This window comes from Streptomyces sp. BL1, from assembly GCF_057628045.1.
On the sequence record NZ_JBXYWZ010000002.1, the window covers coordinates 7210908 to 7236195 of the forward strand.

The following is a 25288-nucleotide window of genomic DNA, read 5'->3' on the forward strand; positions in this document are numbered from 1 at the left end:
TGTGCGCGGTCAGCGCTTCAGCAGTGCCCTCGCGATCTGGGCGAACTCGCCCTTGGGGTGGGCGCGGAACATGGGCTCGGTGCCGAAGAGGGTCACCGGGGTTCCCGCCTTGGAGGCGCCGGAGACGATGGAGGGGTGACCGGCCGCGTCCTGGGGGCCGCCCTTGCCGCCGTCGTCGGCGCGCCAGTGGCCGGAGACGAGCGGGTTGCCGGAGCCGTACGACTGCTCCGCCCGTACGCCGCTGCCCAGGCCTGTGAACCAGCCGGGCGAGTAGACGAAGGAGTGCGGCGGGGCGCCGGCCGTGACCGGGCCGTTCGTGTTCTTCACCCGCACCACGCCGTTCGCGGCCTCGTTGCCGGTCACCGCCGTCACCGGGAGCAGCGAGGCGGCCTTGTTGAACGCGCCGCCCTCCTGACCCAGGCCCACGACGCCGACGCCGCTCTTCTCGAGTGCCGCCCGCGCGGCCGGTGTCAGCTTCGCGTGGTCGAGGCCGGAGGACACGTACAGCGCGTCGGTCTTCGACCAGTCGAAGCCCTTGTTCAGTACGGCAGTCGACACGGGCTGCACCGCGAAGCCCATCTCGCGCAGCGCGTGCAGCTCACCCGGTGCGGCGGCCGCGGCAACGCGCGTACGGTGCAACGCTGTTGTGCCCTTCTCCCGCGTCGCCGAGAACGCGACGCCGAACCGGTCCGCCAGCTCACGGGCCGTTCCCCGCGCCGAGCCGGGCACGATGGCCGAGCCGTCGGCCGCGCGACGTGCCGGAACGCCCTGCGCCAGCAGGGAGTTGAGGGCCGCGACCTCCTTCGGATCGTCCAGCTTCAGCTTCAGGCTGCCGGTCGGCGCGACGCCGCCCGTCGGCGACGCGGCGTGCACCGGACGGGCCGGCACCCGCGGGGCCTCGGAGGCCGACTTGTCGACCGTCGCACCCCAGAGGAGGCCGAGGCTCCAGCCGGAGATGTCGTACATCGTCTCCACGTCCGCGCTGATGTCACGCCCCTCGGCGAGCATCACATTCGCGATACCGCGCTTCGACTGGTGCATGTCGACAATGTACGAGCCCGCCGGGTACGAACGCCCCTGGAGGCGGAAGTCCTCGCGCGCCTGCGTCACCCGTACGTCGTTGGCCACCAGATGGTCCACCAGCCGGGCCGCGGCCACCGCGGATCTCTGGCCGCCCTGTGACCTGCTCCGGTCGCCGGCCGGAATCACGTACGCACGCGGGAATTTCGTCGTGTAGACGTCCTCCGGCCCTATGCCCGGCACACCCGGCACCGTCTTCTCCGAGACCGGCCGCTGCGCCTCGCCCGCCGCGCCGCGCCGGAACGTCTCGATCTGGTCGGCGATCACCGAACTCCGGTGCTTCTGCGTGTAGTCGAGCGTCGACTGCATCGCCGCGCCCGCGATGTCGGTGTTGATGGCCGACCGCCGCCGCAGCTCGTCGACGGGCAGCTTGTCGTAGTCCTCGTTGTTCACACGCATCGGGAACTCGATGGTGTGCGAGGCCACCGCGCCCTGGAACGGCATGTACTGCGGGGTGAATATGGGCGGCCAGTCGTCCCAGCCCTCCTTCTCGTCCCGGAACGGGATGACGGCCGGCTTCACCCCGTCCTTGCCGTCGGTGTAGCCGAGGCCGTTGACGGCCTTCTCCATGCCGAGCGCGTTGGCGTACGCGTTCTTCAGGAACAGGTCGTACTCGTAGTTCTCGCCGTGCGGCGGCGTCGTGGGTTCGATCAGCGTGCCGTTGACGTAGCCGTGCAGGTCGAGCATGACCGCCGGCTGCTTGTCGATCGCGATCTGCCGGATGGCGCGCGTCTCGGGCTGCGTGCCGGTGATGAAGTCGCGGTTCAGGTCGAAACCGGCCGAGTTGGCGCGGGTGCCCGCGATGCGGCCGTCGGGGTTGGCCGTCACGTTCAGATAGATGCGGTTCTTCGCCAGCAGACCGGACGTACCGGCGTCCTTCGCCTTCGCCAGCCTCTCGATGAGCTTCAGCGCGGCGTCGGTGCCCTCCCACTCGTTGCCGTGGATGTTGTTGTTGATGAACACCGGCGTCTTGTACGAGGACTTGATGCGGGGATCCTTGGCGGCGGCGTCGGGAGCGTTCTCGATCCGCTCCCGCATACGCTCCTGCGTGCGCGTCTCGGCGGAGCTCTCCGGGGCCGTGAGCGTGACCATGTACAGCTCGTGCCCGCCCGCGCTGCGCCCGGCGACCTCCACACTCACCCGGTCGCCCAGCTTCTGCAGGGCGTTGAGACGGGGTGCGAGCGAGTGGTACGGGGCGAGGCCGAGCTTTGTCGACTTGTCGGCCGGGTTGACGGGCGGGGTGTCGAGCACCGTCCTCCGCGGATAGCCGCCGTCGCCCGTGAGCTTCGGCGAGGTCGTGTCCTGCGTACTTGCCGTTGCCGGTGCGGGAGTTCGCGCCGCGTCCGCCGCGTCACGCCCGCCGCCCTCGCGTACGGGATGCGGCCGCGGCTCCGCCGGTCCGGGCGCCGCGGTGGCGGGCGGAACGAGCAGTGCCGCGGCAAGCGCCGCGGCCAGTGGCGCCGCGAGCAGTAACGGCCGCGACGGGGACGGTCGGGACGAGGGTCTGGGCGACGCGCTTCTCGCAGACGAGCGACCGGTCGTTCTCATGCAGCACACCCTTCGAACGGTGACAGAGGCGGTGCAGGTACGCAGGTGGTACACGAACGTGAGTGATACGCGAGCAGAAGCTGAGGTCTACCCGTTCGGGGGCCGGACAACAAGAGCGCGTGCGGTGCGGCGGGTGCACGTGCGGGCTGGCGTTCGGGATGCTCGGGGAGGGGTCCCGGGGTGTGTGCCGGGCCGGCGAAAGGGTGCGGGCGGTCGAGAAGTTCACCCGGTGCCACGACGTCGCGGCCGATGCCGGCACGGGCGCCAAGCCGCCGGCGGGCGGAGTCCGGTGCAGGTCAGGCACTCTGATCGTCGCCGCTGAACAGCCTGTCCAGATGCAGATCGATCGCGGCGAGCGCGTCCCGCGGGCCGACCACGTCCAGTTCGATCAGAGGGGTGAAGCCGCTGAGGGCGAGGAGCAGGTTGGTCTCGGTCGCCGGGTCGCGGTCGGAGCCGATGTACCCGTCGGCGACCGCCTGACGGACCAACTGCTCGACGAGAGACCGCCCTTGGAGGAGGCCGCCGCGGGCCTGCTCGTGGACGGTCTCGTCGTGCAGGGCCTCCAGGACGTAGGCGGCGCTCATCCGGCTGGTCGCGCGGGCATCGGCATGCAGGGGGAGCATTTCCGCGAGCGTCAGCCGCAGGACGTCGCGGGGGTGCGGACGGTCGCCGAGCTTCTTGAGGCCCTGGTCGACGCGCAGCGAGGTCTGTTCGGACGCGAAGTCCATGGCGAAGGAGAGCATGGCGGCCCGGGAGGCGAAATAGTGCTGCAGCTGCCCGAGGGAGATGCCTGCTTCCTGAGCCACCACGCGCATCGTCAGTTGCGTGACGCCGCGCTGCTCCACCACCCGCCACAGCGCACGGGCGATCGTTTCGCGGCGTCCGCGGTGATCCACCTGTTTTGGCATCCCTCTCCCTCGCGCCCGGAACCTTTTCCCATACAGTTGACATAATACATCTGACCCATAACCCTGGAGCCCACTTCGGGAGGGGGTCGTCATGGCCGGGCAACTGCCTGATCAGCCAAGAGTCCGGACCACGGAAGGTGTGGTGCAGGGGCGCCGGCGGCAGGGACACGCGGTGTTCCGCGGCATCCCGTACGCCCGGCCCCCGGTGGGAGCGCTCCGCTTCGCGGCGCCCGCACCGCCGCAGCGCTGGGAGGGGACGAGACAGGCGGCGGAGTTCGGCCCTGTGGTGCCGCTGTCCCTGCCGGTCGACGTGGATCCGTCGCAGGGCACGGACTGGCTGACGCTCAACGTCGGCACCCCGGATCCGGGCGCGGCGGGACTGCCGGTGCTGGTGTGGATTCCGGTGGGCGGCTACGTCTCGGCGGCGTCGAGCGACCCGATGTTCGACCCGGCCGCGCTGGCCGAGGCGGGGCTCGTCGTGGTGAGCATCAACTGCCGCGTGGGTGCGGAGGGTTTCGCGTTCCTCGACGACGCGCCGCCCAATCGCGGGTTCCTCGACCAGATCGCCGCACTGGAGTGGGTGCGGCGGAACATCGCCGCCTTCGGGGGCGACCCCGACAGGGTCACCGTGGGCGGGGTGTCCGCCGGAGCGGGGTCGGTCGCCGCCCTCCTGACGATGAAGCATGCGCGTGGCCTGTTCCGGCGGGCCATCGCCCACTCGGTGCCGGGGCTGCACAGCACCCCCGCGCTGGCACGGCAGGTCACCGCGGCATTCGCGGACCGGCTCGGGGCGGCGGCCCCCACCGCTGCGGCCTGGCGCGACATCGACCCCTGGCATCTGGCCGCGGAGCTCACCTCTTTCAACGCCGGCCTCCCCGCACATCGCGAGAGCTGGGGGCGGCTCACGGAGACCGGCACCGCGCTGTGCCCCGTCGTCGACGGTGAGGTCCTCCCCGAAACGCCCTGGCCCGCGCTGAGCGGAGCGCGCGCGAGCGGGACCGAGCTGCTTGTCGGCCACACCCGCGACGAGTTCCGGTACTTCAGCGTCATGAGCGGACTCCGGGGCACCTTCACCGAGCAGGACGCCCGTGCGGCACTGGAGTTGCTGGCCCCGCAGCCGCACGGTGCGGACGCCTACCGCGCGGGGTTCCCGCAGGCCGGGCCGGAGGAGCTGGTGGAGACGGTCTACTCCGACGCGCTCTTCCGCATGCCGTCACAGCAGCTGGCCGAGGCGAACGCCGCGGCCGGCGGAACCTCGTACCTGTTCGAGCTGTGCTGGAGCGCTCCGGCGCTGGGCGGCTCCCTCGGCGCCTGCCACAGCCTCGACGTCCCCCTGGCCTTCGGCACGCTGAACAGCCCCGTCGGCACACGGCTCATCGGCGACTCGCCCACCCCCGAGGCCCACGCGCTCTCCCGCGAACTCCAGCGGGCGTGGGTCCGGTTCGTCACCACCGGCGATGCCGGATGGCCCGCCTACCGGCGCGACCAGCAGCTCACCCGTCTCCTGGACGCCGAATCGGAGACTCTGCCCTACCCCGAACAGGCGTCCCGCCGGATCTGGGAAGGCCACGCTCCCGCCCCCTTCGGCCTCTCGTAGGCGCAGACGTGCCGGAGCCGCACCGCAGATACACGGGCGAGCCGCGCTGATTGCCTGTGGTCCGGGCCGTCGCCGTCCGAGCCCGTCTGTTGCGTACGGCCGGCCGCTACCCGCACACCCGGCGATCCGCCATCTCGGCGAGGTAGTCGTCCAGGGTGCGGGGTGGGGTCCAGTTCTGGGTGTGGGCTCGGGTGAGGTCGAGGACTACGGGGCTGGCCAGTTGGTCGACCGCGTAGCGGGTGAGGGGCGGGGTGGGGGAGCGCGGGAGGCGGCGGGCCGCTTCCTCGGCGGCGCGTCCCGCGGCCCGGGCGACAGGTCGCGGGAGGTGGCGGATGCGGGCCCGTACGCCGTGGGCGCGCAGCACCGCGGACAGCGCCGCGTCACGGTGGTACGGGATGGCGTCGGCGATGTTGTACGCGCCGGGCAGCCAGCGCGCACCGGCGGTCCGGGGCTCAACTCCCGTACGGGGCGCGTCTGATGGGGTGTCCCGCTGTACGGCCGCGGTCACTGCCGCGAGGCAGGCGTCGGCGAGGTTCTCCACCGCGGTGAGGCTCAGCGGCACATCGGGCCCGGGGAGCAGCAGCGTCCCGGCCCGTACGCGGCTGAGCAGGCGCGGCAGGAGCTGGGTGTCGCCGTCGCCGTAGACGGCGCGGGGGCGGAGGACCACCGCGCCCGCGTCCAGGGCGAGGCGTTCGCCGGCCGCCTTGGTGCGGCCGTACGCGTTGAGGTGTCCGTCGCGCGGGTGCGCCTCGGTGACCAGGGTGCGGTCGCGGCGCGGGTCGTAGACGCTGGCGCTGCTCACCCACACCACGGGGCGGCCGCCGGCGGCCTCCATGAGCCGGGCGGTGCCCTCGACGTTGACCGCGTGCATCGCGGCCTCCCGCGGTGAGCCGGGCGCCGGATCGCCGACGTCCGCGGCACAGTGCACCACCGCGTCCACGTCGGCCAGTTCGGGAGCCGTACGGGCGGCGTCCCAGAAACGGTGCTCGCCCACCGGGCCCGGCCGGCGCCCCAGAGCCACCACGTGCGCGCCCCGAGCGGCGGCGGCGCGGGCGACATGCCCGCCGCAGAATCCGCTCGCCCCGGTCACGGCGAGCCGCAGCCCGGCGAGGGCATCCGCCGGTGCGTCGACGCCCGGCGCGTACGGTCCGGCCGTCATCGTCGTGCCTCCTGTGTGGTGTGCGGCTGCCCTGCGGGGGCCTCGACGTGGGTGCTGTCAACGTCCGTGTGGGGCGGGCGAGTTCGTCGGCCCGCCTTCGTCTCCGTTGTGTGCGGCTGCTCCGCTGCGTTTCCGGTTTCGTCCGCGCCGCCTCCGCTCGCCGGGCAGGTTCGCCGGCTCGCCTCTGCCTCCGTGGTGTGCGGGTGCGGGTGCGGGTGCGCCACGCCGTCGCCCGTTCCGTCCGTGCCGCCAACGCGCGTGTCCGACAGGCGAGTTCGTTGCCCCGCCCCCGTGCGAGCCTCCCGCCCAGCGTCGACCGTCGCCCGTACCGTCAGGTCGCGCCAGGTGGGGAGGGCCGCGTGGCGGTCCGCTCGGGCGTGGGTCACTGCGGGGCGGAGGGGAGCCAACGCGGCCAGGGTGTCGGCCAGTTGCACGCGGGCCAGGCGGGCGCCGGGGCAGGTGTGGGGGCCGGCGCCGAAGACCAGGTGGGTGAGGGCCGGGTCGGCGGGGTGGTGCGCGTCGGGGTCGTCGCGGTGGGCGCCCACAGCGTGCCGGGCCACCAACAGCAGCCGGTCGCCTGCCCGTACGGGGTGGCCGCCAACGCTCCCCGACTCGGCCGCCACACGTGGCAGCAGGGGCGAGGGCGCGGTCACCCGCAGCAGTTCGTCGGCCAGCGCGGGGCGCAGCGCCGCGTCCTCCGCCTGCTCCCACAAGCCGGCGTCGGCGCACCATGCCGCCGCACGGGGGAGCGCCGCCGCGGTGGTGTTCACCGCGGCGACCGCCACCATCGCGTGCAGGGGATCCCCGTCCGAACCCAGGACGCGTTGCAGCTCGGCGGTGGCGTGTGCGGCGGCGTTCCGCGCCCGCCGCGCGCCCGGCCCCGGCAGATGAGCGCGTATGGAGGCCGAGGCGACACGCGCGCAGGCGTCGGCGACGGCACGCGGGGACGCCGCACAGTCCAGCAGCGCGCATGTCGTCGCGCCGGCCAGTTCGCGGGCGAGCGCCACGAGATCCACGTCCGAGCCGCGGGCCAGCGGGGCCAGCTCGCGGTCGAGGACGTCCTGCCATACGGGCCGCAGCCGTTCCAGGCCGTCCGTGCCGAAGTGCCCGGCCAGGGAACGCCGTTCGGCCCGGTGCGCGGCGCCTTCCTGGTCGAAGAGCATGCCGCCGGCGTCGGGCGCGTTCCCGGCGAGGGCCGACTGTGCGGCGCCGCCGGTGGTGCCCTCGGCCGTACGGTCCAGACGGAGGCGGGTCAGCGCTTCCCGGTAGGCGTCGCTGTCGTGCACCAGCACCGTGCGGCCGATGCGGCGTACGGGCCGGCCCCGTGACGCGGCGAGCAGCGCGAACAGCAGCGGATGGCTGCGCAGATACACCTGCCGGTCGCGCCGCCGCGCCCGGCGGTGGTCCGGCCGGCGAGCGGCCTCGTCCAGGGGGCGGCTCATCGTACGTGCACCTCCTCGATGTCGGCGGGGCGGAAACGGCGGTCCCAGTACCAGAGCAGCGTGTTGCGCGGGCCCCAAGCCCGCAGCCGGCGCAGGCTGTTGAAGACGACGAGGTGTTCGCAGCGCACCACGTTCCGGCTGTGTCTGCGGGCCCGGTTGAGCAGTGCCACGTCCTCGGAACGCTCGTGAAGAGGCACCCGTACGGCACCACCGCAGCGCTCGTACAGGTCTGCCGTGAGGGCCAGATTGTGCCCGTGGCAGAGCATGTACGGGGTGCGGTAGCACGGGCGACGGTGGTCGGCGCGGAAGCGCCCGTACAGGGCGGCGAGCCGGATCACGGCGGGCAGCACGTAGGCCTCGACCGGGCCCGTGCATTCGTCGCGGCGGGGCACGCTGCGCCCGCACACCATCTCGGCGCCGCGCGCGAACTGCTCCTTGGCCACGGCCGTCCAGTCGGGCGCCGGCACACAGTCGGCGTCCGTACGCAGCAGGACGTCGGCGCCGTGCGCGATGGCGTGCCGGAAGCCCGTGTCAGCGGCGGCACCCGCGCCGGGCTCCTTCTCGGCGACCAGCTCGACGGGGAAGGGCGCGCTGCCGGCGAAGCCCCGGACGATCTGCGCGGTGGTGTCGGTCGAGTCGTTGTCCACGACGACCAGCGTGAAGTCCTTGTCCCGCTGCGCGGCGAGCGCGGCCAGAGCGCCGGGGAGCGCTGCCGCCTCGTTGTACGCGGGGATGATCACCCAGAGATTCAACTGCCGCTCCTGGAAGGGGAAATGGTGACGGGGGAGGAGGCGGTCGCGGCCCACGCCGCGGCGCGCAGCAGCACGCGTGCGCACAGGCCGCACCAGATCAGCACGCCGACCAGCAGTCCGGCCGAGCGGTACAGCGTGTCGTGGAGGGCGGCCGTCGCGGCGAGATAGTGCCCTCCGGCGAGCGCCAGCGCCTGACACACGAGCGAGGCCGCCAGCGCGGCACGCAGCACCGCCCGCAGAGGCGGACGCCCGGCGCCCGGCCAGGGCAGCATCCGCAGCACGGCGGCGAACAGCGCCCACAGTGCCGCGACAGTCGCCAACGGCCCGCCCCCGCCCAGGGATACGAAGGCGGCCACCAGCACCAGCGCCACGCACAGACCGGCTGCCAGCACGACATCCCGCGCGGCGTCCCGGAACGGGTTGCCGCTGCCCGCGTTCTGCCCGCACATGGCCCGGACTCCCGTACGCAGCGCGCGCGTCATGCGGACCACCGCCCAGCCCAGCGCGAGGGCCAGCACGGGCCGCCAGTGCGATGCGTCGAGCGGCATGCGGGCCGCGAGTGCCGCGCCTTCGCGGGGGAGGAGCGCTCCGGTGAGGCGGGCCAGCGCCTCCCGCAACGACCCTGCACCCGCGCCCAGTTGAGAGGCCGCGGAGCCGACGAGCAGGACCGCCGGGGCCGCCCCGATGAGCAGCGCGTACGTCAGCGCACCGGCCAACGCGTCGCCGTTGGCGGAGGTGTAGCGGCGGTGTGCGCGCATGACGCGCTCCCACGCCGGGCGGACGGTTGGCAGCACGGTCCGCTCCCAGACAGGGACCATGCGGCGGAGCGACACCGCCCGGACAGCCTCGCCCGGCACGGCCCTCAGGTGACGTGCCCTCAACTGCCGCTCCACCACACCGCGTTCGACCCCTCGGCAAGCCGGGCGGCCGCCAGCCGCGCCGTCGCCTCCCGGTCCGGTTTGCGGGAGCGGCCCGACAGGGGCACGTCGGCGAACAGGACCGCGTCGGGGCGGGCCTCGCGCATCCTGCGCAGCGGTTCCGCCAGCTCACCGCGGAGGGTCCGCTCGGACGTACCGGACCGCGGCTGTACGACGGCGACCAGCCGTTCGTCTCCGTCCCCCGCCGGGACGCCGACCAGCACCGCCAACTCGACGCCGGGGACGTGCAGTTGCGGCTCGTACAGACCCGGGTAGAGGTTCTCCGCGCCGCGCAGCACCATGTCCTTGCAGCGGCCTTCCAGGACGATGCGTCCCGAGGGGTCCAGCTGCGCCCGGTCCCCGGTGCGCACCCAGGGCTCGGGGTCCTCGCCCAGATAGCGGTGGCGGGCGGCAGGCCCGGTGAGCAGCAACTCGCCCTGCGCGTCCGGCTTCGCCTCGACGCCGGGCAGCGGGGCGCCGACGAGGTCGCCCAGCCCGTCGTAGTCCGCCTTCTCCCGCGCCTCCACGGCCGCCGCGGGGAACATCTCGGTCAGTGCGTACACCCCCCACGCCTCACGGGCCCCCGCGTCGCGTGCCCGCATGAGCAGTTGGGCACTGGCAGGCGCCGAGCCGGTCCACACCCCGCCGGTGAAGCGCGCGTCCTCGGCCAGGGCGCCGCGCAGTCGGGGCGGTGTGAGGTAGGTGCTCTGCGGGGCGAGCCGGTGCAGCTGCCGGGCCAGGGTGCGCGCGGAACGGGCGGGCAGGGCCACGGCCGCGCCCTGGGCCAGGCAGGGGACGAGGACGAAGAACGTGCCGCCCAGGACGGGCTGTTCGCCGTGTACGGGCACCATCGAGGCGACCGCGTCCATGCCCGCTTCCAGGCTCGCCCGCGTGTGCACCACGGCGCGCGGCCTGGCCGTCGTACCCGACGTGAACACGAGCACCGCGTCCGCGTCCCCCGGCACGTCCACCCGGGGCGGCACGGCACCGGAACGCTCCAACACCGGCGCGCAGCCCGGGAGTCGGCGGCCTACGGTGGCCACGGGGCCCAGCTCGGCGAGGTCGGGCAGCGCGATCTGCGCCCGACGGGCCAGCGGACGGGCCCAGCCGGCGACGGCCTGCGCGGTGGCGTCGGCGAGGATCAGCGCCGGGGGAGCGAGGGCGAGCCGCGCGCGCAGCACGTCGGGCCCCGCACCCGGATCGAGGACGGCGCCGCGCAGCCCCAGCCGCCACAGCGCCAACAGTACGGCCAGCGCACGCGGTCCGGGGCGGACGGCGACGCCCACGGTGTCGCCGGTACGCAGTCCGCGCGCGTGCAGGGCTGCGGCGTACGAGTCGGCCATGTCCGCCAGTTGGCCGCGCGTGGCCACCACGCGGGGTGTGCCGGAGCGGGACGTGCCCAGGACGGCGGGCTGTTCGGGGCGGGCCCGCAGCGTGTGGTCGAGGCGGTCGAGCATCAGCGCGGGTCCTCCCCGTGCGGTCCGCTGCCCTGGTCCAGATACCAGCGGGCGGTGCCGCGCAACCCGTAAGCGCGCAGCCGCCGCGTGGAGTTCTCCACCACCATCCGCCGGGAGTGCACGATGCGGGCGGTGTGCTTGCGCACCCGGTTGAGGAACAGCCGGTCGGTCGGTGAGGGGCGCCGGGGCATGCCGCCGATCGCCTCGTACGTGGCGGCGGTGACCGCCATGTTGTTGCCGGCGTGCATGCGGTACGGCGCGCGGTAGCCGTACTTGCGGGCGTGGGCAGGGCGCAGCCGTCCGAACAGCGCGGCCAGCCCGACCAGGACGCGGAACCCGGCCCGGCCCGCCGGCCCGTGCTCGTCGTGCCGTGCCACGATCCGCCCGCACGCCAACTCGGCGCCACCGGCGCCCTGTTCGCCGTCGAGTGCCGCGCGCGCCGCCGCCGTCCAGCCCGGATGCGGCAGACAGTCGGCGTCCGTACGGGCCAGCAGCACCGCGCCCCGGGCGATGGCGTACCGGAACCCGGTGTCCACCGCGGACCCCACGCCCTTCTCCGGCTCCTCGATGACCTCGACGGGGAACGGCGCCTCCGTGCCGAACTTCCGGGCCAGCAGCGCCGTGTCGTCCGTGGAGCCGTTGTCGACGACGAGCAGGGTGAAGTCCCGGTCGCGCTGCGCTGCGAGCGCGCGCAGGGTGGCGGGCAGCCGGGCCTCCTCCTCGTACGCGGGGACGATCACCCACAGCCGGTGCGGAAGGCGGGCCGCGTCCGGGGCGTTCATGACTTCTCCCACAGCATTGTCGTGATGCTGATGCCGCCGCCGAGCCCGACGAACAACACCCGCTCGCCCGCGGCCAGTTCGCCGTACACCCGCTCCAGCTGCACGCCGATGGAGGCGCTCGCGATGTTGCCCAGCCCGGGGACGGTGATCTCCAGCTTCTCCTCGGGGACGCCGGTCAGCTCCCGGAAGCGGTCGAGGTAGGGCACGGTCACCTGGTGCACCAGGACCTTCGCGATGCCGTCCCAGTCGGTGCCGGCCCGGTGCAGCGTGCGCTCGACGACGGCGGTGCCGACCTTCTCGAACACGCTGCGCAGCTCGTGGCCGTCGCCGCGGAAGTACGTGTGCTCGTCGCCCCGTGGGTGCTGGGAGCCGCCGCCGGGGATGCCGCCGACGCGCCAGTGCTCCGAGTGCGTCTCGGTGTCCACGTCGAGGATGCCGCCGTGCGGCACCTCCTCGACGACCACGGCCGCGCCGGCGTCGCCGAAGGTGTAGCCGGCGAAGGACTCGCGGAACTCGGCGAGCCCGGCGGGCCGCGCGCGGACGGAACGGCTCGGCGTCTCCCCGGTGACGACCAGCGCGCGCCGTGCCCGGCCCGCGAGGATCATGGAGCGGGCCAGGTCGATGCCGTTGAGGAAGCTGTTGCACGCGTTGGTGACGTCCAACGCGTGTGCCCTGCTGCCCAGTTCGTCCTGCACGATGTGCGCCGTGGCGGGCTCGATCATGTCGCGGGTCGCGGAGGCGAACAGCAGCAGGTCCACGTCGAGCGGGTGCAGATCCGCCGCGGCCAGCGCGCGGCGCGCGGCCCGTACGGCCAGGGTGGAGGCGTACACGCCCTCGTCCGCGACACGGCGGGAGGAGATCCCGGTGGCCTGCCGCAGCAGGTCCGGAGGCAGCGTCAGTCCGCTGTCGTCGGCCACCTGCCGCAGCAACTCCCGCGAGGAGACCTCGGCTTCCGGCAGGGCGCTGCCGACGGCGGTGATCCCCGTCCGTCTGCCGCCCGCCGGCGCGGGGTCCTCCGGCCGGGGCGGCGTGCTTGTCGATTCGGGCATGCACCCCATGCTTTCCGCACATGCCGCGCCGCGGCCTGAGTACATGTACTCAGTAAGGCACTTCGATTCCTGGGGACTTCACCCAGGGAACAGCGAAAGATCGCAGGTGAGCGCCCCGGGTTGCCCCATTGTGCGCCGCTTCCGCCCGGCTGCTCGTGCGCATGCCGCCCGGACCGCACGTGCGCTCTGGTGCTGCCGGTGAACGCCTGCCTGCGGTCACCGGCGAAGCCGGGAACGGTACTCTCCCGGGGTCGTGCCCCGGGCACGTCTGAAGGCACGGCTGAAAGCGTGCGGAGAGGCGTAGCCGACCGCGCCGGAGATCGACTCGACCGGCTCGTCGGTATCGCGGAGCCGGACGGACGCCAGGTCGATGCGCCACTGCGTGACGTACGCGCCCGGCGTCTGTCCGAGTGCGGACCGGAAATGCCTGGACAGCGTCGCCCGGGAGACGCTCGTCGCGGCGGCCAGGGTCTCCGTGGTCCAGGGGTGCTCCGGCCGGGCGTGGACACATGCCAGGGCGTCGCGCACGACCGGATCACGCATCGCTCCCAGCCATGAGCCGGACTGCTCCTCCGGGTGGCGGGCCAGCCAGGCGCGTACGAACTGGACGAGCAGCAGGTCGACGATGCTGTTGACGGCGGCGGTGGTGCCGATCTGCGGCTGTGCGAGCTCCGCGGCGAGAAGTTCGACGGTCCTTCCGAGCTGCGCGTTCTGGCGTGCCGTGACGTGCATCGGCCGGGCGAGGGAGGTGAGCACCGGCGTGCTCACCTCCGGGTCCTGCTCATAGTGCAGGACGATCACTTCCGTCTGCACCGGCTCCGAGCCCAGCCGCAGGGCCCGGCCGTCGCCGAAGGCCCGGGCGGCCTCCTCACGGTCGCAGGAACCCATCGTCACGCCTGCGGCGCCGGCTATCCCGTGCGCGGTGCCCGGCGGGACCAGGACGGCGTCCCCGGCCTGCACCTGAAGAGGTTTCTCGCCTGTGGCGTGCAGCCACATCGTGCCGCGGGACACCACGTGCAGTGCCGCTCCCGGATAGGAGTCCAGCCACAGGCCCCAGGTTCCTCCGGCCTTCAGCACGACCCCGAGCGCCCCACGCGCCCCCGACACACGCAAGACCTCCGCCAGCACATCCATGGATCCATCCTCGCCCACCGCCGCGAACCGCCCCCGGCGGGCGCCGGTGCACGCGTCCTCGTCCACCGCCTCAGGCCACGTCGAGAACGACCTTTCCGTGCACCTTCCGCGCGAACAGCGCCTGGACGGCGTCGTCCACGTCCCGCCAGTCGCCCCGCAGGCCGACCGGCGCCGAGAGCCTCCCGGCGGCCATGAGGCCCAGCAGGTCCGTCAGTTCCCCCCTCGTCGGCGTCATGTCGCCGTAGGTGGCGATGCTGCGGGGTTCGCCGAAGCCGAACAGGGCCCCTGCCGGGAACGTGGTTTCCTGCCCCGAGGAGTAACCGACCAGGTGGATGGTGCCGCCCTCGGCGAGGGAGTTCCACGCCTGGGCGATCAGCGGCCCGCCGACCGTGTCCAGGACGAGGTCGAACCGGTCCCCGGTATCGGCCAGTTCGGTCAGGACCTCGTCGGCGCCGAGCTCGCGGAGTCCGGCGGCCCGGCCCGGGGAACCGACGAGTGCCGTCACCCGGGCGACCGCCAGCGCCGCCAGCTGGACGGCGAAGTGCCCCACGCCCCCGCTGGCCCCGGTGATCAGGACGTTGCGCGCCAGCAGGGAACGCGTGCGCAGCACCCGGAGCGCGGTGACTCCGGCGATCCCCAGCGCGGCGGCGTCGGCCAGGTCCACGCCGTCGGGGACGGTGCCGAGCGAGGCGGGATCGACCGCCACCCGCTCCGCCCACGCGTGGGGAGCCATTCCCAGTGCGACGCGCGTACCTTCGGGCGGCCCCGAGCCGTCGGACGCGGCGCGCATCACGACGCCGGACGCGTCATGACCGTGCACAGCGCCGGCCGGCCACTGGTCCACGTAGTTCAGCTCCCCGAAGTTGAGAGCGATGTGCCGGATCTCCAACAACGTCTCACCGGCGGACGGTACGGGCTCCTCGACATGGGCGAACCGGACGGGTCCGGCGTCGCCGTGAGCGACCACAAGGGCGCGCATAGGGGGTGCTTCCTTCTCTCGTGAGTACGCCGGAACACTCGGCGCGGTCCAGCGGATCGAGTGCGCGAACGCCGCACTGCCGCCTTCTTGGAACCCTTCCGCAGGACCGGGGAAGCGACCAGTCCCGTGAGAATCAATCAGTTGACGATCTGTGTCAGCGCGACTCGCGGCGCGTCGGCGGTTCCGGCATGGGGACGAGGAACCGGCGGTAGACCGAGCTCCGCGAGATCCGCGCGCGGCGGACCGCGTCCTCCCTGTGATCCTCAACGACCCCTGGTGCGCGAGGACTTGTCGTGGCTCCGGGCGTGTGCTGTTATGCCGTGAAACGCGGATGCAGAATTTGTATCAGCGTATCAGGAGGGGTGCTCGCGGCCTCTGGGAGTGAGGAGCGAAGACATGGCAGATGTCAGCAGGCGCAACATGCTGAGAGCGGGCGGGGTGTTGGGCGCGGCCGGCGCGCTGGGCGCCGTCTCGGCCGGGCAGGCGCGGGCGGCGTGGACGTGGTCGCCCACAGGATCCGTGGCGGGCGCGGGACCGGGCGCCGACCCGCGCTGGGTGTGGGATCCGGAGGCGGACGAACTGGTCGCCTCGCTGCTCGACCGGGGCGACGTACCCGAGGTCAACGAGCTGCTGCGGACCTGGACCAAGAACGGCCAGCCGCTGCCCGGCGGACTGCCGGGCGATCTGCGGGACTTCATGGAGAAGGCCCGCCGGCTGCCGTCGTGGGCCGACCGCGGAAAGCTCGCCACCGCCGTCGATTTCAACGAGAAGCGGGGGCTCTACCTCGGCGTTCTGTACGGGCTGGCCAGCGGCATGATGAGCACGGTCATCCCCAAGGAGGCGCGCGCGGTCTACTACTCGCAGGGCGGCGCGGACATGAAGGACCGCATCTCCAAGACCGCCAAACTCGGGTACGACATCGGCTCCAGGAACGCCTACCAGCCCGACGGCGAGATGATCGTGACCTGCGTCAAGACGCGGCTGGTGCACGCGGCGGTACGCCACCTGCTGCCGCAGTCCCCGCACTGGCCGGGCGTCGCCGACGAGGAAATCCCCATCAGCCAGCGGGACATGATGGTCACCTGGCACAGCCTGCCCACGACCGTGCACCGGAAGCTCACGGCGTGGAAGGTGCCCATTCCCGCCTCCGAGTCCACCGCCTTCCTGCACTCGTGGCAGGTCAGCGCGCACATGCTCGGCATCAAGGACGAGTACATCCCCGCGACATGGGACGAGGCCGACGCACAGGCCGAGCAGGTCCTGGACCCGGTACTCGCCCCGACATCCGAGGGCGTCAAGCTGGCCGACATCCTGCTGCACCTCGGCGCCTCCGTCGACGGAGGCGTCCTCAGCGCACCCGTGCTCGGCGCGTTCACCCGCTTCATGCTCGGCGACCGCATCGCCGAATGGCTGGAGATCCCCCGCGAACCGGTCTGGGACCCGCTGATCAAGACAGCCTGGGGCCCCTTCGTCGCCGTCCGCGAGGGACTGCTGCCCTTCCCGGCGGCGCCGGAGGCGTACTGGACCTTCGACGAGTTCCTGCGCAAGGCGGCCCTGCTGTTCCTGTCCGAAGCGCGGCCGATCAGCATCGAGATCCCCCAGGCCAACCGGCCGTCCTGAGAGCAGTTCTCCACGTCCCGTACAGCACGCGGAAACGAAGAGGAGATCAGAGCATGTCGGACATCAGCAGGCGCAGGATCCTGGCCTCGGGCGGGGCCCTGGGGACGCTGGGAGCCCTGGGCCTTTCCTCCCCGGCCCAGGCGCGCCCTCCGATGAACTGGACCTGGGCGCCGAGCAGTTCGGTCGCGGGTTCCGGTACGGGCGCCGACCCGCGCTGGGTGTGGGACGAGGAGGCCGACACGCTTCTCGCCTCGCTCCTCGACCGCGGTGCCGTCCCCGAGGTCAACCGGCTGCTGTGGGACTGGGAACGCAACGACCAGGCGCTGCCGGACGGACTGCCGCGCGACCTGCGGACGTTCATGAACGAGGCACGTCGACTGCCGTCCTGGGCCGACCGGGACAAGCTGGAGGCCGCCGCCGAGTTCAACAAGACCCGGGGCCTGTACCTCAATCTGCTCAACGGCGTGGGTGGCGGCATGCTCAGCACCGCCATCCCCGCGGAGGCCCGCTCGGTCTACTGGTCCAAGGGCGGCGCGGACATGGAGGACCGTGTCGCCAAGACGAGCATGCTCGGCTTCGCCGTCGGCTCCCTGAACGCGTACCGGCCCGACGGCTCCTGCGTCGTCGAGGCCGTGAAGACCCGGCTGGTGCACGCGGCGGTCCGGCACCTGCTGCGGCAGTCGCCGCACTGGAAGGGCGATGTACCGATCAGCCAGAACGACATGCTGGTCACCTGGCACACCCTGCCGACGTACGCCATGCGCAAGATGCGCGAGTGGAAGGTGCCGATCACTGCTGATGAAGCGGAGGCGTATCTGCACGTGTGGCAGGTGACCGCGCACATGCTCGGCATCAGGAACGAGTACGTTCCCGCCACGTGGGACGCCGCCAACTCCCAGTCCGACCAGGTCCTTCCGCCGGCGATGGGGCCCACGCGCGAGGGCGTCGAGCTGACGGACATCCTCCTCGGCCAGCTCGCCGAGCAGACCAGCCCCGGCAGCGTCAGCCGTCCGCTGTGCAACGCGCTCGCCCGCTACCTGGTCGGCGACGAGGTCGCCGACTGGGACGGCATCCCGCGTGAGCCGGTCTGGGAACCGGCGATCAGCGCCGCGTGGCCGGCGCTGGTGAAGTTCCGCGAGGGCCTCATCCCGCGGCCGCTGGTGCCCGAGGGCGCGTGGGTCATCGACGAGGCGGCCCGCCAGTACATCTTGATGTACCTGACGAAGGGCAAAGAGACCAAGATCGAGATCCCCGTCGTCAACCGGCCGGAGTGAGGCGGGAGATGAGAGGCGGAGAGGGTGCGGGGCGGGATGGGGGCTTCGGGCGGCCCGGGGCTCGCGATGCCCGGCACGGACCGGACCGAGCGAGGTGGGGGATGACGGGGAGTGCGGGCGCGGGGCGGGGTGAGGGCGTCGGGCGGCCTGAGGATCGTGAGGCCTGCTCTCAACCCGTCGGAGGGAGGCGGGCGATGACGGGACGCGAGAGCGAGGGGGCAGGTGAGGGCGTCGGGCGGTCCGGGGAGCGGGAATCTCGGGGTCAACCCGTCCGAGGGGAGCAGGAGGTGACGGGGCGTGAGAGTGGCGGGCCCGCGGAGGCGTTGGGGCGGCGGGGGTTTCTTGGGTTTTTGTTGGCGGCTCCGACTCTGGTGGCTGCTGCCGAACTCGGGCCCGCGCACCCGGCCGCCGCGGACGGCGTGCCGTCGCCGGAGGTCACTGAACTGCTCGACCTCAACGACATGATGACCGCGGCGGCACTGCCGACCGCGAACCTCGTCACCGTCGAGGTCCACCGGGACGGCACCGTGTCGTTCGCGCTGCCGCGCGCCGAGGTGGGGCAGGGCATCACCACGTCGACGGCCATGCTGATCGCCGAGGAGCTGGACGTACCCCTGGAGCGGGTACGGGTCACGCTGGCCGACGCCCGGCCGGAGCTGGTGTTCAACCAGCTCACCGGCGGCTCCAACACGACCATCTCGACCTACACCCCGATCCGGGTCGCCGCGGCTCTCGCCCGGCAGCGACTCCTGGAGGCTGCGGCGACCGAACTCAGGGCCACGGTAGATGAGTTGACACTGCAGGCCGGGGAAGTCGTCGGCCCCTCCGGCGCGCGCGTCGGTATCGGCGCGCTCGCCGGGAAGGCCGCGAGTACGCGGAACCGCCGCGTACACGTGACGCTCACGCCGCGCGACAAGTTCACCGTCATCGGCAGACCGCACAACCGGGTCGACGCGCTGGAGGCGGTGACCGGGCGCAAGAAGTTCGCCATGGACCTCGACGTACCGGGCGCGAAGCCGACGATGGTGTGCCGCCCGCCGACCATCAACGGCGGGCCAGGACCGGTGGCCAACCTCGCGGAGGTGCGCGGCATGCCGGGCGTCACCGACGTCGTGGAGATCTCCACCGGGGTCGCGGTGCGCGCCGGGACGTTCGGGCAGTGCGTCGACGCCGTACGGGCCCTGCGGATCGCCTGGAGGCCGGGCACCGCCGAGGGAAAGTCCGACGCGACCGTGCGCGAGGAACTGGCCGCGGCGGAGCTGCCGTTGGGGCCCAGGCCGCCGACGCGGACCGTGGAGGGCACGTTCACCTTCCACTTCCGCAGCAACAGCGCGCTGGAGCCCAACTGCGCGGTCGCCGACGTACGGGAGGGCCGCGCCGAGATCTGGGCGTCCCTCAAGTCGCCGATCGTCGCCCGCCAGTCCATCGCCGCCAAGCTCGGCCTGCCGCCGGGCAAGGTCACCGTGCATGTCACCGAGGGCGGCGGATCGTTCGGGCGGAAGCTGTTCTTCGACGCCGCGCTGGAGGCCGCCGAGGTCTCGCAGAAGACCGGCAGACCCGTGAAGCTCATGTGGCACCGCGCCGACGACTCCCGCCAGGGCCGCACTCACCCGATGGCGACCTCGCGGGTACGCGTCGCCTACGCCGGCGACACCGTGCTGAGCTACCGGCAGCGGCACACCAGCGTCGCCACGGACCTCGGCCACGGGCTCGGCGAGATCATCACCGCCACCGCGGCCCGCCTGCCCGTCGGCGACATCGGCTTCTCCGAGACGTTCTTCCAGCTCAGCCAGACGATGTCGTACGACTTCGGCGTCAACGACCGGCTGCTCAGCGAGACCGACAAGAGCTTCAACACCGGCAGCATGCGCAACGTCTACTCTCCCGATGTGACCTGTGCCCGGGAGCTCATTGTCGACCGGCTGGCGGGAAAAATGGGCAAGGACCCGTACCGGTTCCGGCGCGACTTCCTGCGGGACGACCGCTCCCGCGCGGTGCTCGACAAGGTGGCCGAAGCCGGCGACTGGGGCCGGAAGATGCCGGACGGCACGGCGCAGGGCATCGCCTTCCACGCCGAGTACAAGGCGGTCAGCGCCGCGCTGGTGGAGATCGACTGCCGGCCCGGTACGGTCGGCCGGCCCATCCGCGACGGGGTGACCGGGCCACGCGTCACCAAGGCCGTGTTCGCCGTGGACGTCGGCCTCGCCGTCAACCCGCGCGGCCTGGAGGCGCAGATGATGGGCGGCGTCATGGACGGCATCGCGCTGGCCCTCACCTCCAGCCTCCATCTGCGCGACGGATACTTCCTCGAAGCGAGCTGGGACAACTACTTCTACACGAGGCAGTGGAACAGCCCGCCCGAACTGCAGATCATCGTCATGCCGGACACGTCCGAAGAGCCCGGCGGGGCAGGGGAGTTGGGCGTTGCCGGGTCGATGGCGGCCGTCGCCTGCGCGTACGGGCGGGCGACCGGAACGATGCCCACGAGCTTCCCCGTCAACCACGGCACGCTCGCCTTCGAACCCAAACCCACCGTTCCGCCGGTCCCGCAGTCCCCGAAGGACGGCCTGAAGTACGCACGCTGAACGCGCAGTTCACACACCGCTGGACGAGGAGAGCCGCATGCCCGAGCACACGTTCCGCGTCAACGGTGAACAGGTCACCGTCGACGCGGCCGACGACGTACGCCTGCTGTGGGTGCTGCGCGACCTCCTCGGCATCACCGGGCCGAAATACGGCTGCGGCATCAACGTCTGCAAGGCGTGCACCAGCCACCTCAACGGGAAGGCGGTCAACCCCTGCGCGGTCCCCGTCGGGGAACTGGAGCCGGGCGACGAGGTCACCACCATCGAGGGCCTCCCGGCCACCGTCGGCAAGGACCTGCACCCGATGCAGCAGGCATGGCTCGACCACGACGTCGTGCAGTGCGGCTACTGCCAGCCCGGCCAGATCATGGCTGCCGTCGCACTGGCCCGCCGCGCCGCCGCCGAGGGCCGCGACATCACCGACGCCGACCTCGACGGCCTCCGCAACATCTGCCGCTGCGGCACGTACTTCCGCATCCGCGAAGCCATCAGAACGGGCGCCGCACGCATGTGAGTTCATGCGTGCGGCACGCGGTCCTGCGGCTGGCTTGTGCCCCGGCCTGTGTCCCGGACTCAGCCCTGGCCGCGCCGCTTCACGTACAGGCGGTTGCCTTCCGGGCCTGTCCATTCCAGGCGGACGACACCGGCGACGGCGGCGTCCGGCTTGCGCGAGGGGTGGGACCAGTAGCCGCCGGCCGGGTTGCGGAAGAACGTCGCCCAGAGGCCGCCCTTGTGGTCCTCGAAGAAGTTGTTGTGCCCGGCGCCGACGCCCGCGGTCCACCGCTTGGAGTACGGGCCCTCGAAGTGGTCCGAGACGGCGACGATCGCGTCGTACTGGTACTGCTTGCGGCCGGCACCCGGGTTGTCGTAGGCGTGCCGCTTGCCGTCCTCGGACTCCCAGTCCCACGCGGCGTGCACGAGGAAGTACTTGCCGCCGTACTTGAACACGTACGCGCCCTCCAGATACGGCTCGGGCTTGTACGGCGTCTGCCGGAAGCGGGGCAGGTCCTTCGTCGGGACGATGTCCTCCATGTCGTCGCGGAACTTCGCGTACAGGTTGTTGTGCAGCACGAGCCACGCGGTGTCGCCCTCGGAGTAGAGGCCGCCGTCGATGTGGTGATAGGCGCCGGGCTTGATGAAGGCCGGCCCGCCGGGGACCGGTTCACCGAAGGGCTTCTCCAGGTTGCCCTGCACGACCCGGTACGGGCCCTCGACGCCGCCGTCGCTCACCAGCATGAACGAGCCGACCTTCTTGGAGTGGTCGCCCATGCACGCGACGATGTACCACTTGCCGCGGAAGTAGTGCAGCTCCGGCGCCCAGGCGTTGCCCCGCTTGCCGAACTGGCCGTCGTCCTCCCAGTACTCCTGCCACGGGGCGACCACCGTACGGCCGGGCTTGTTCTCCCCGGCGAACTCCGGCGACCACACCTTGCCCTTCGCCGCGCCGGGCCGGACGCCGGTCGTGTCGGCCAGCTTCCACGGCCCGCGCAGGGAGCGGGCCAGCCACACGTAGATGCCGTCGTTCCACGGGCCCGCCGCGTCGAGGCCGGGCGCGCGGGTGGTGCCGGTCGCCACGTACAGCGGGCGGCCGTCCACCTCGAAGCAGTTGACGTATGTGTCCCGCATCCAGACGCGGCCGAACTCCTTGTCGTGCGGGCGCTGTTCCAGCGGCAGGATGAAGGAGTTGTCCTCACGCGGCCACAGGTCCTGTGACGTGTCCGCGAGGCCGTACGGCTCCAGCTCGGGCCGGTTCGGCGGGTACGCGCGGGCGTTCGCGGAGCCTGCCTGTACGCCCTTCTCCGGTACCGCCTGCGCGGCGGCCGTGGCCAGCGCGGCCACGCCCAGCGACCCCGCGGCGCCGGCCAGCAGGGACCGTCGGCCGACGCGCGGCCTGTTCTCGGAACTGGTCATGAGTGAAGTCCTTCGTCGTCGTCCAGATCGCCGGCAGGACCCGCCGGCGGAGATCCGCCCCCGGGACGGCATGCCGTACAGCATGCGAAGATCTGTCGATTTTCGTCAACACCCCGGCAAAATAACCCGGGTGGGTACGCGTTCTGTCCCGAGCCTGTCACCGGACCGCCGGGTGCCGGCCCAATGGCCTACACCCGGCGGGCTGTGCGGGATCAGCGCTGGGCGACGTCGCCGTCCGTCGAGGCACCGGAGGCGATGCCGTGGTCCGGGTCCGGGACGGCCTCTGGGGACAGCAGCACGGACCGGCGGCCGTCGGTGCCGACGGGCACATCGCCGTCGATGGTCACGCGGCGCAGCGTGCGCTCGTGCGCGTCGGAGTCGTCGAGGCCGTAGTGCTGCGTGGCCCGGTTGTCCCAGATGGCCACGTCTCCGGCCCGCCACTGCCAGCGCACCGTGTTCTCCAGCCGCTCGACGTGCGACTGGAGTACGTCGATGAGCAGGCGCGAGTCGCGGCCCCGGAATCCGGAGAGCTTCTGGAGGAAGTTGCCCAGGATCAGGGTGCGTTCACCGGTCTCCGGGTGCACCCGCACGACGGGGTGCTCGGTCTGGAAGGTGGTGGAGGTGAAGACTTTCCGGTGCTGCTCGCGGGCCGCGGTGGGTGCGTCGGGACGTACGGCGGCGTAGTCGAAGTCGTTGGTGTGCACGCCGCGGATGCTGTCGGCGAGGATCTTCAGCGGTTCCGGCAGCTCGTTGTAGGCGGCGGCGGTGTTCGACCAGACGGTGTTGCCGCCGTACGGGGGCACGACCTCGGCGCGCAGGATGGAGAACGCCGGGTAGGCGGGCACGAACGTCACGTCCGTGTGCCACTGGTTGGCGCGGGCTCCGTGCGAGTTGTCGATGCCGAAGGCGTACCTGCCGTCGACGGACGGCACGGTCGGATGCGCGACGGGCGTGCCGAGGAGCCGGCCGAACGCCTCGTGGCTGTCGGCGTCCAGGTGCTGCTGGTCGCGGAAGAAGACGACCTTGTGCTCCAGGATCGCGGCGCGTACGGCGGCCACGGTCGCCGGGTCCAGGTCGCCGCCGAGCCGGACCCCGGACACGACGGCGCCGACGCGTCCGCCCACCTTCTCCACGGTCAGCCCCGCGTGGGCGGCGGCCTCGGCGGCGGACGTGGTCGACGGGGTGGGGGAGGCGGCGGGGTTGGCGGGTGCGGTGGTCATGAGAACCCTCTCTGTGGTGAGCAGCCCCGAGCCGTGGGATGCGCTGTGTCGCGCTGCAATTGAATGCGCTCGGAGCGGAAGTAATCCGGTGCGGGTGGTGGGAAGGCGGTGGGGTGCCGTTGTGCGGGTGCGCTGTGACGTCGTGAACAGGCCACGGCTGTACGGGAGGTGGCTGGGCGAGTACGTACGCGGCGGCGTCGCGAACAGGCCGCGGTTGTACGGGAGGCGGCGAGGCGGGTGAGCGCGCCAGGTGCAGCGGGAGCTCACCCGGTGGCGGGGCGGTGACGCGTGGGACGGTCACCCACGGAACGCGGCCGGTTCGCGGCCGGACCCCGGCCGTGGCGCGTCATCGCCGCCGCGGAAACGTCACACGCTGCGACAGCGACACGCCTGCGGGGCGTGGCGCCCCGGGGTGTCGTGGGGCCGCGGTGCGGTGCCGGTCGTCGCGGTCATGCACTGGAGCCTCGCCGGGTCGCGGCGGGCAGGTCAAGGGCCCGGCCGCGCAGTTCACGACACTGCAATACGCCGGTCACGGAACACGTGATCCGCGTCCCACCGGGCACGCTCCGTACTCGCCAACGCCCGTGCGTTCCGTGCATGTTGGGTGCTCCGCCAGGCTCCCCAGGCTTCCGGAGAGGACGGATCCGACCGTGACGACCATCCCGCAGCACGCTCCCCGTACCGTCGGCGACGGACGCCGCGAGGCGAACGCCGCGCTCGTGCTGCGGACCGTGCTCGACCACGGCCCGGTGTCCCGCAGCGGCATCGCGCGCCGCGCCGGGCTGAGCCCCGCCGCCGTGTCCCGGCAGTGCACGGACCTGGTGCGGCTGGGGCTGGTACGGGACGCCGCCGAGTTCCCCACGGGCAACGGTGTGGGCCGCCCGCAGATCCCCGTGGAGCTGACCCCCGGCGCGGCCGGCGGCCCGGTCACCGGCGGGGTGCACATCGGCGTACCGCAGTCCACGTTCTGCCTGGTCGACCTGCGTGGCCGGGTCGTGGAGCGGCGGACGTTCCCGCACCACGGCATCCCGCACGAGGAGCTGCTGGGCCACGTCGGACGCGCCCTCGCCCGGTTCCTCGCCGAACGGAGCGCCACCGGGCCCCTGTTGGGGGTCGGCGCGGCGCTCGGCGGATGGGTCGATCCGGCGACCGCGACCGCCGTACGGCACGACGCCCTCGGCTGGCGGCACGAAGCCGTGGGCCGGGAGCTGGAACGGCACACCGGGGTACGCGTACGGGTCGACAACCACGCGCGTGCCGTCGCCCAGTCGGAGCTCCTCTTCGGGCGCGCGCAGGCGCGGCGGTCGATGCTGCACCTGTTCGTCGGGAACGTGGTGGACGCGGCGCTCGCCATCGCCGGCGTCGTGCACAGCGGCCCCGGCGCGGGAGCCGGTGACGTGGCGCACCTGCCGGTGCCCGACAGCACGGCGCGGTGCCCCTGCGGGCGGACCGGCTGCCTGGAGGCGACCGTGTCGGACACGGTGCTCGGCCGTACGGCCCGCACCCGGGGAATCACCGAACTGCCCGGCCCCGAAGCCCTGTTGGACGCCGCGGCCGCCGGGGACGTACGCGCGGACGGGCTGCTGCGGGAGAGGGCGCGCGCGGTGGGCCGTGCCACGGGACTGCTGCTCGACGTACTCAACCCCGACCTGGTCGTCGTCACCGAACGCTCCTGCCTGACGCATGACGTCTATCTGGACGAGCTGCGGTCGGCGGCGACGGAACACTCGCATGTGTGCGCCGACCCGGAACGCATCGTCGTCCCGCATGCCGGACCCGAAACGCTTCCTGTGGCCGCCGCCACAGTCTGGATGAACGAGCTGTTCAAGAGGCCGCTGCAAAACTCCGGCAACACGCCGTCAATGTTTCCGTGA

Annotated in this window: 19 protein-coding genes; 6 read left to right on the plus strand and 13 right to left on the minus strand. The window is 72.5% G+C overall.

What is annotated here, in order from left to right:
• Nucleotides 1-9: 9 nt before the first annotated feature.
• Nucleotides 10-2628, minus strand: a complete 2619-nt coding sequence (locus AC3AGO_RS31715) for a M14 family zinc carboxypeptidase (protein WP_487823712.1) — start codon at nt 2626-2628, stop codon at nt 10-12.
• 296 nt (nt 2629-2924) lie between these two features.
• On the minus strand, nt 2925-3536 hold the full coding sequence (locus AC3AGO_RS31720; protein ID WP_487823713.1) for a TetR/AcrR family transcriptional regulator: 612 nt from the start codon (nt 3534-3536) through the stop codon (nt 2925-2927).
• Nucleotides 3537-3627: 91 nt separating this feature from the next.
• On the opposite strand from AC3AGO_RS31720, the gene AC3AGO_RS31725 reads away from it, so the two are divergent.
• Entirely contained in the window at nt 3628-5133 is a 1506-nt protein-coding gene (locus tag AC3AGO_RS31725) for a carboxylesterase/lipase family protein (protein WP_487823714.1), read from the plus strand.
• A gap of 106 nt (nt 5134-5239) precedes the next feature.
• On the opposite strand, the gene AC3AGO_RS31730 is transcribed toward AC3AGO_RS31725, so the two are convergent.
• The 9 genes from AC3AGO_RS31730 to AC3AGO_RS31770 all read right to left on the minus strand — a co-directional run bounded on the left by AC3AGO_RS31730 (nt 5240) and on the right by AC3AGO_RS31770 (nt 14804).
• A complete protein-coding gene (locus AC3AGO_RS31730) occupies nt 5240-6292 on the minus strand; it encodes an NAD-dependent epimerase/dehydratase family protein (protein ID WP_487823715.1) in 1053 nt (350 codons plus the stop codon).
• Nucleotides 6289-7734, minus strand: a complete 1446-nt coding sequence (locus AC3AGO_RS31735; RefSeq protein WP_487823716.1) for a cytochrome P450 — start codon at nt 7732-7734, stop codon at nt 6289-6291. Before AC3AGO_RS31735 ends, AC3AGO_RS31730 begins: the two co-directional genes overlap by 4 nt.
• A complete protein-coding gene (locus AC3AGO_RS31740; protein WP_487823717.1) occupies nt 7731-8486 on the minus strand; it encodes a glycosyltransferase family 2 protein in 756 nt (251 codons plus the stop codon). The genes AC3AGO_RS31735 and AC3AGO_RS31740 overlap by 4 nt, the downstream gene beginning before the upstream one ends.
• On the minus strand, nt 8483-9244 hold the full coding sequence (locus AC3AGO_RS31745) for a YhjD/YihY/BrkB family envelope integrity protein (RefSeq protein ID WP_487823718.1): 762 nt from the start codon (nt 9242-9244) through the stop codon (nt 8483-8485). The genes AC3AGO_RS31740 and AC3AGO_RS31745 overlap by 4 nt, the downstream gene beginning before the upstream one ends.
• A 119-nt stretch (nt 9245-9363) precedes the next feature.
• The gene (locus AC3AGO_RS31750) at nt 9364-10860 is read right to left on the minus strand and encodes a class I adenylate-forming enzyme family protein (RefSeq protein ID WP_487823719.1); all 1497 of its coding nucleotides are present in this window, start codon (nt 10858-10860) and stop codon (nt 9364-9366) included.
• Complete coding sequence (locus tag AC3AGO_RS31755) at nt 10860-11642, minus strand: glycosyltransferase family 2 protein (protein ID WP_487823720.1); 783 nt, start codon at nt 11640-11642, stop codon at nt 10860-10862. Before AC3AGO_RS31755 ends, AC3AGO_RS31750 begins: the two co-directional genes overlap by 1 nt.
• On the minus strand, nt 11639-12691 hold the full coding sequence (locus AC3AGO_RS31760; RefSeq protein ID WP_487823721.1) for a 3-oxoacyl-ACP synthase III family protein: 1053 nt from the start codon (nt 12689-12691) through the stop codon (nt 11639-11641). Before AC3AGO_RS31760 ends, AC3AGO_RS31755 begins: the two co-directional genes overlap by 4 nt.
• Before the next feature lie 216 nt (nt 12692-12907).
• A complete protein-coding gene (locus AC3AGO_RS31765) occupies nt 12908-13825 on the minus strand; it encodes a cupin domain-containing protein (RefSeq protein ID WP_487823722.1) in 918 nt (305 codons plus the stop codon).
• Between the two features lie 70 nt (nt 13826-13895).
• A complete protein-coding gene (locus AC3AGO_RS31770) occupies nt 13896-14804 on the minus strand; it encodes a zinc-binding dehydrogenase (RefSeq protein WP_487823723.1) in 909 nt (302 codons plus the stop codon).
• 396 nt (nt 14805-15200) lie between these two features.
• On the opposite strand from AC3AGO_RS31770, the gene AC3AGO_RS31775 reads away from it, so the two are divergent.
• The 4 genes from AC3AGO_RS31775 to AC3AGO_RS31790 all read left to right on the plus strand — a co-directional run bounded on the left by AC3AGO_RS31775 (nt 15201) and on the right by AC3AGO_RS31790 (nt 20797).
• On the plus strand, nt 15201-16424 hold the full coding sequence (locus AC3AGO_RS31775; RefSeq protein WP_487823724.1) for an oxygenase MpaB family protein: 1224 nt from the start codon (nt 15201-15203) through the stop codon (nt 16422-16424).
• Nucleotides 16425-16477: 53 nt separating this feature from the next.
• Nucleotides 16478-17698, plus strand: coding sequence for an oxygenase MpaB family protein (locus tag AC3AGO_RS31780; RefSeq protein WP_487823725.1), 1221 nt, complete (start codon nt 16478-16480; stop codon nt 17696-17698).
• Nucleotides 17699-18048: 350 nt separating this feature from the next.
• Complete coding sequence (locus AC3AGO_RS31785) at nt 18049-20283, plus strand: xanthine dehydrogenase family protein molybdopterin-binding subunit (protein ID WP_487823726.1); 2235 nt, start codon at nt 18049-18051, stop codon at nt 20281-20283.
• 37 nt (nt 20284-20320) lie between these two features.
• Nucleotides 20321-20797, plus strand: coding sequence for a (2Fe-2S)-binding protein (locus tag AC3AGO_RS31790; RefSeq protein ID WP_487823727.1), 477 nt, complete (start codon nt 20321-20323; stop codon nt 20795-20797).
• A 59-nt stretch (nt 20798-20856) separates the two neighbouring features.
• On the opposite strand, the gene AC3AGO_RS31795 is transcribed toward AC3AGO_RS31790, so the two are convergent.
• Both AC3AGO_RS31795 and AC3AGO_RS31800 read right to left on the minus strand, forming a co-directional pair.
• Complete coding sequence (locus tag AC3AGO_RS31795; RefSeq protein WP_487823728.1) at nt 20857-22194, minus strand: family 43 glycosylhydrolase; 1338 nt, start codon at nt 22192-22194, stop codon at nt 20857-20859.
• A 212-nt stretch (nt 22195-22406) separates the two neighbouring features.
• Nucleotides 22407-23414: a TauD/TfdA dioxygenase family protein gene (locus tag AC3AGO_RS31800; protein WP_487823729.1), complete on the minus strand. Its 1008-nt coding sequence runs from the start codon at nt 23412-23414 to the stop codon at nt 22407-22409.
• A gap of 650 nt (nt 23415-24064) precedes the next feature.
• Between AC3AGO_RS31800 and AC3AGO_RS31805 the strand changes: the two genes are divergently transcribed.
• A complete protein-coding gene (locus tag AC3AGO_RS31805; RefSeq protein WP_487823730.1) occupies nt 24065-25288 on the plus strand; it encodes an ROK family transcriptional regulator in 1224 nt (407 codons plus the stop codon).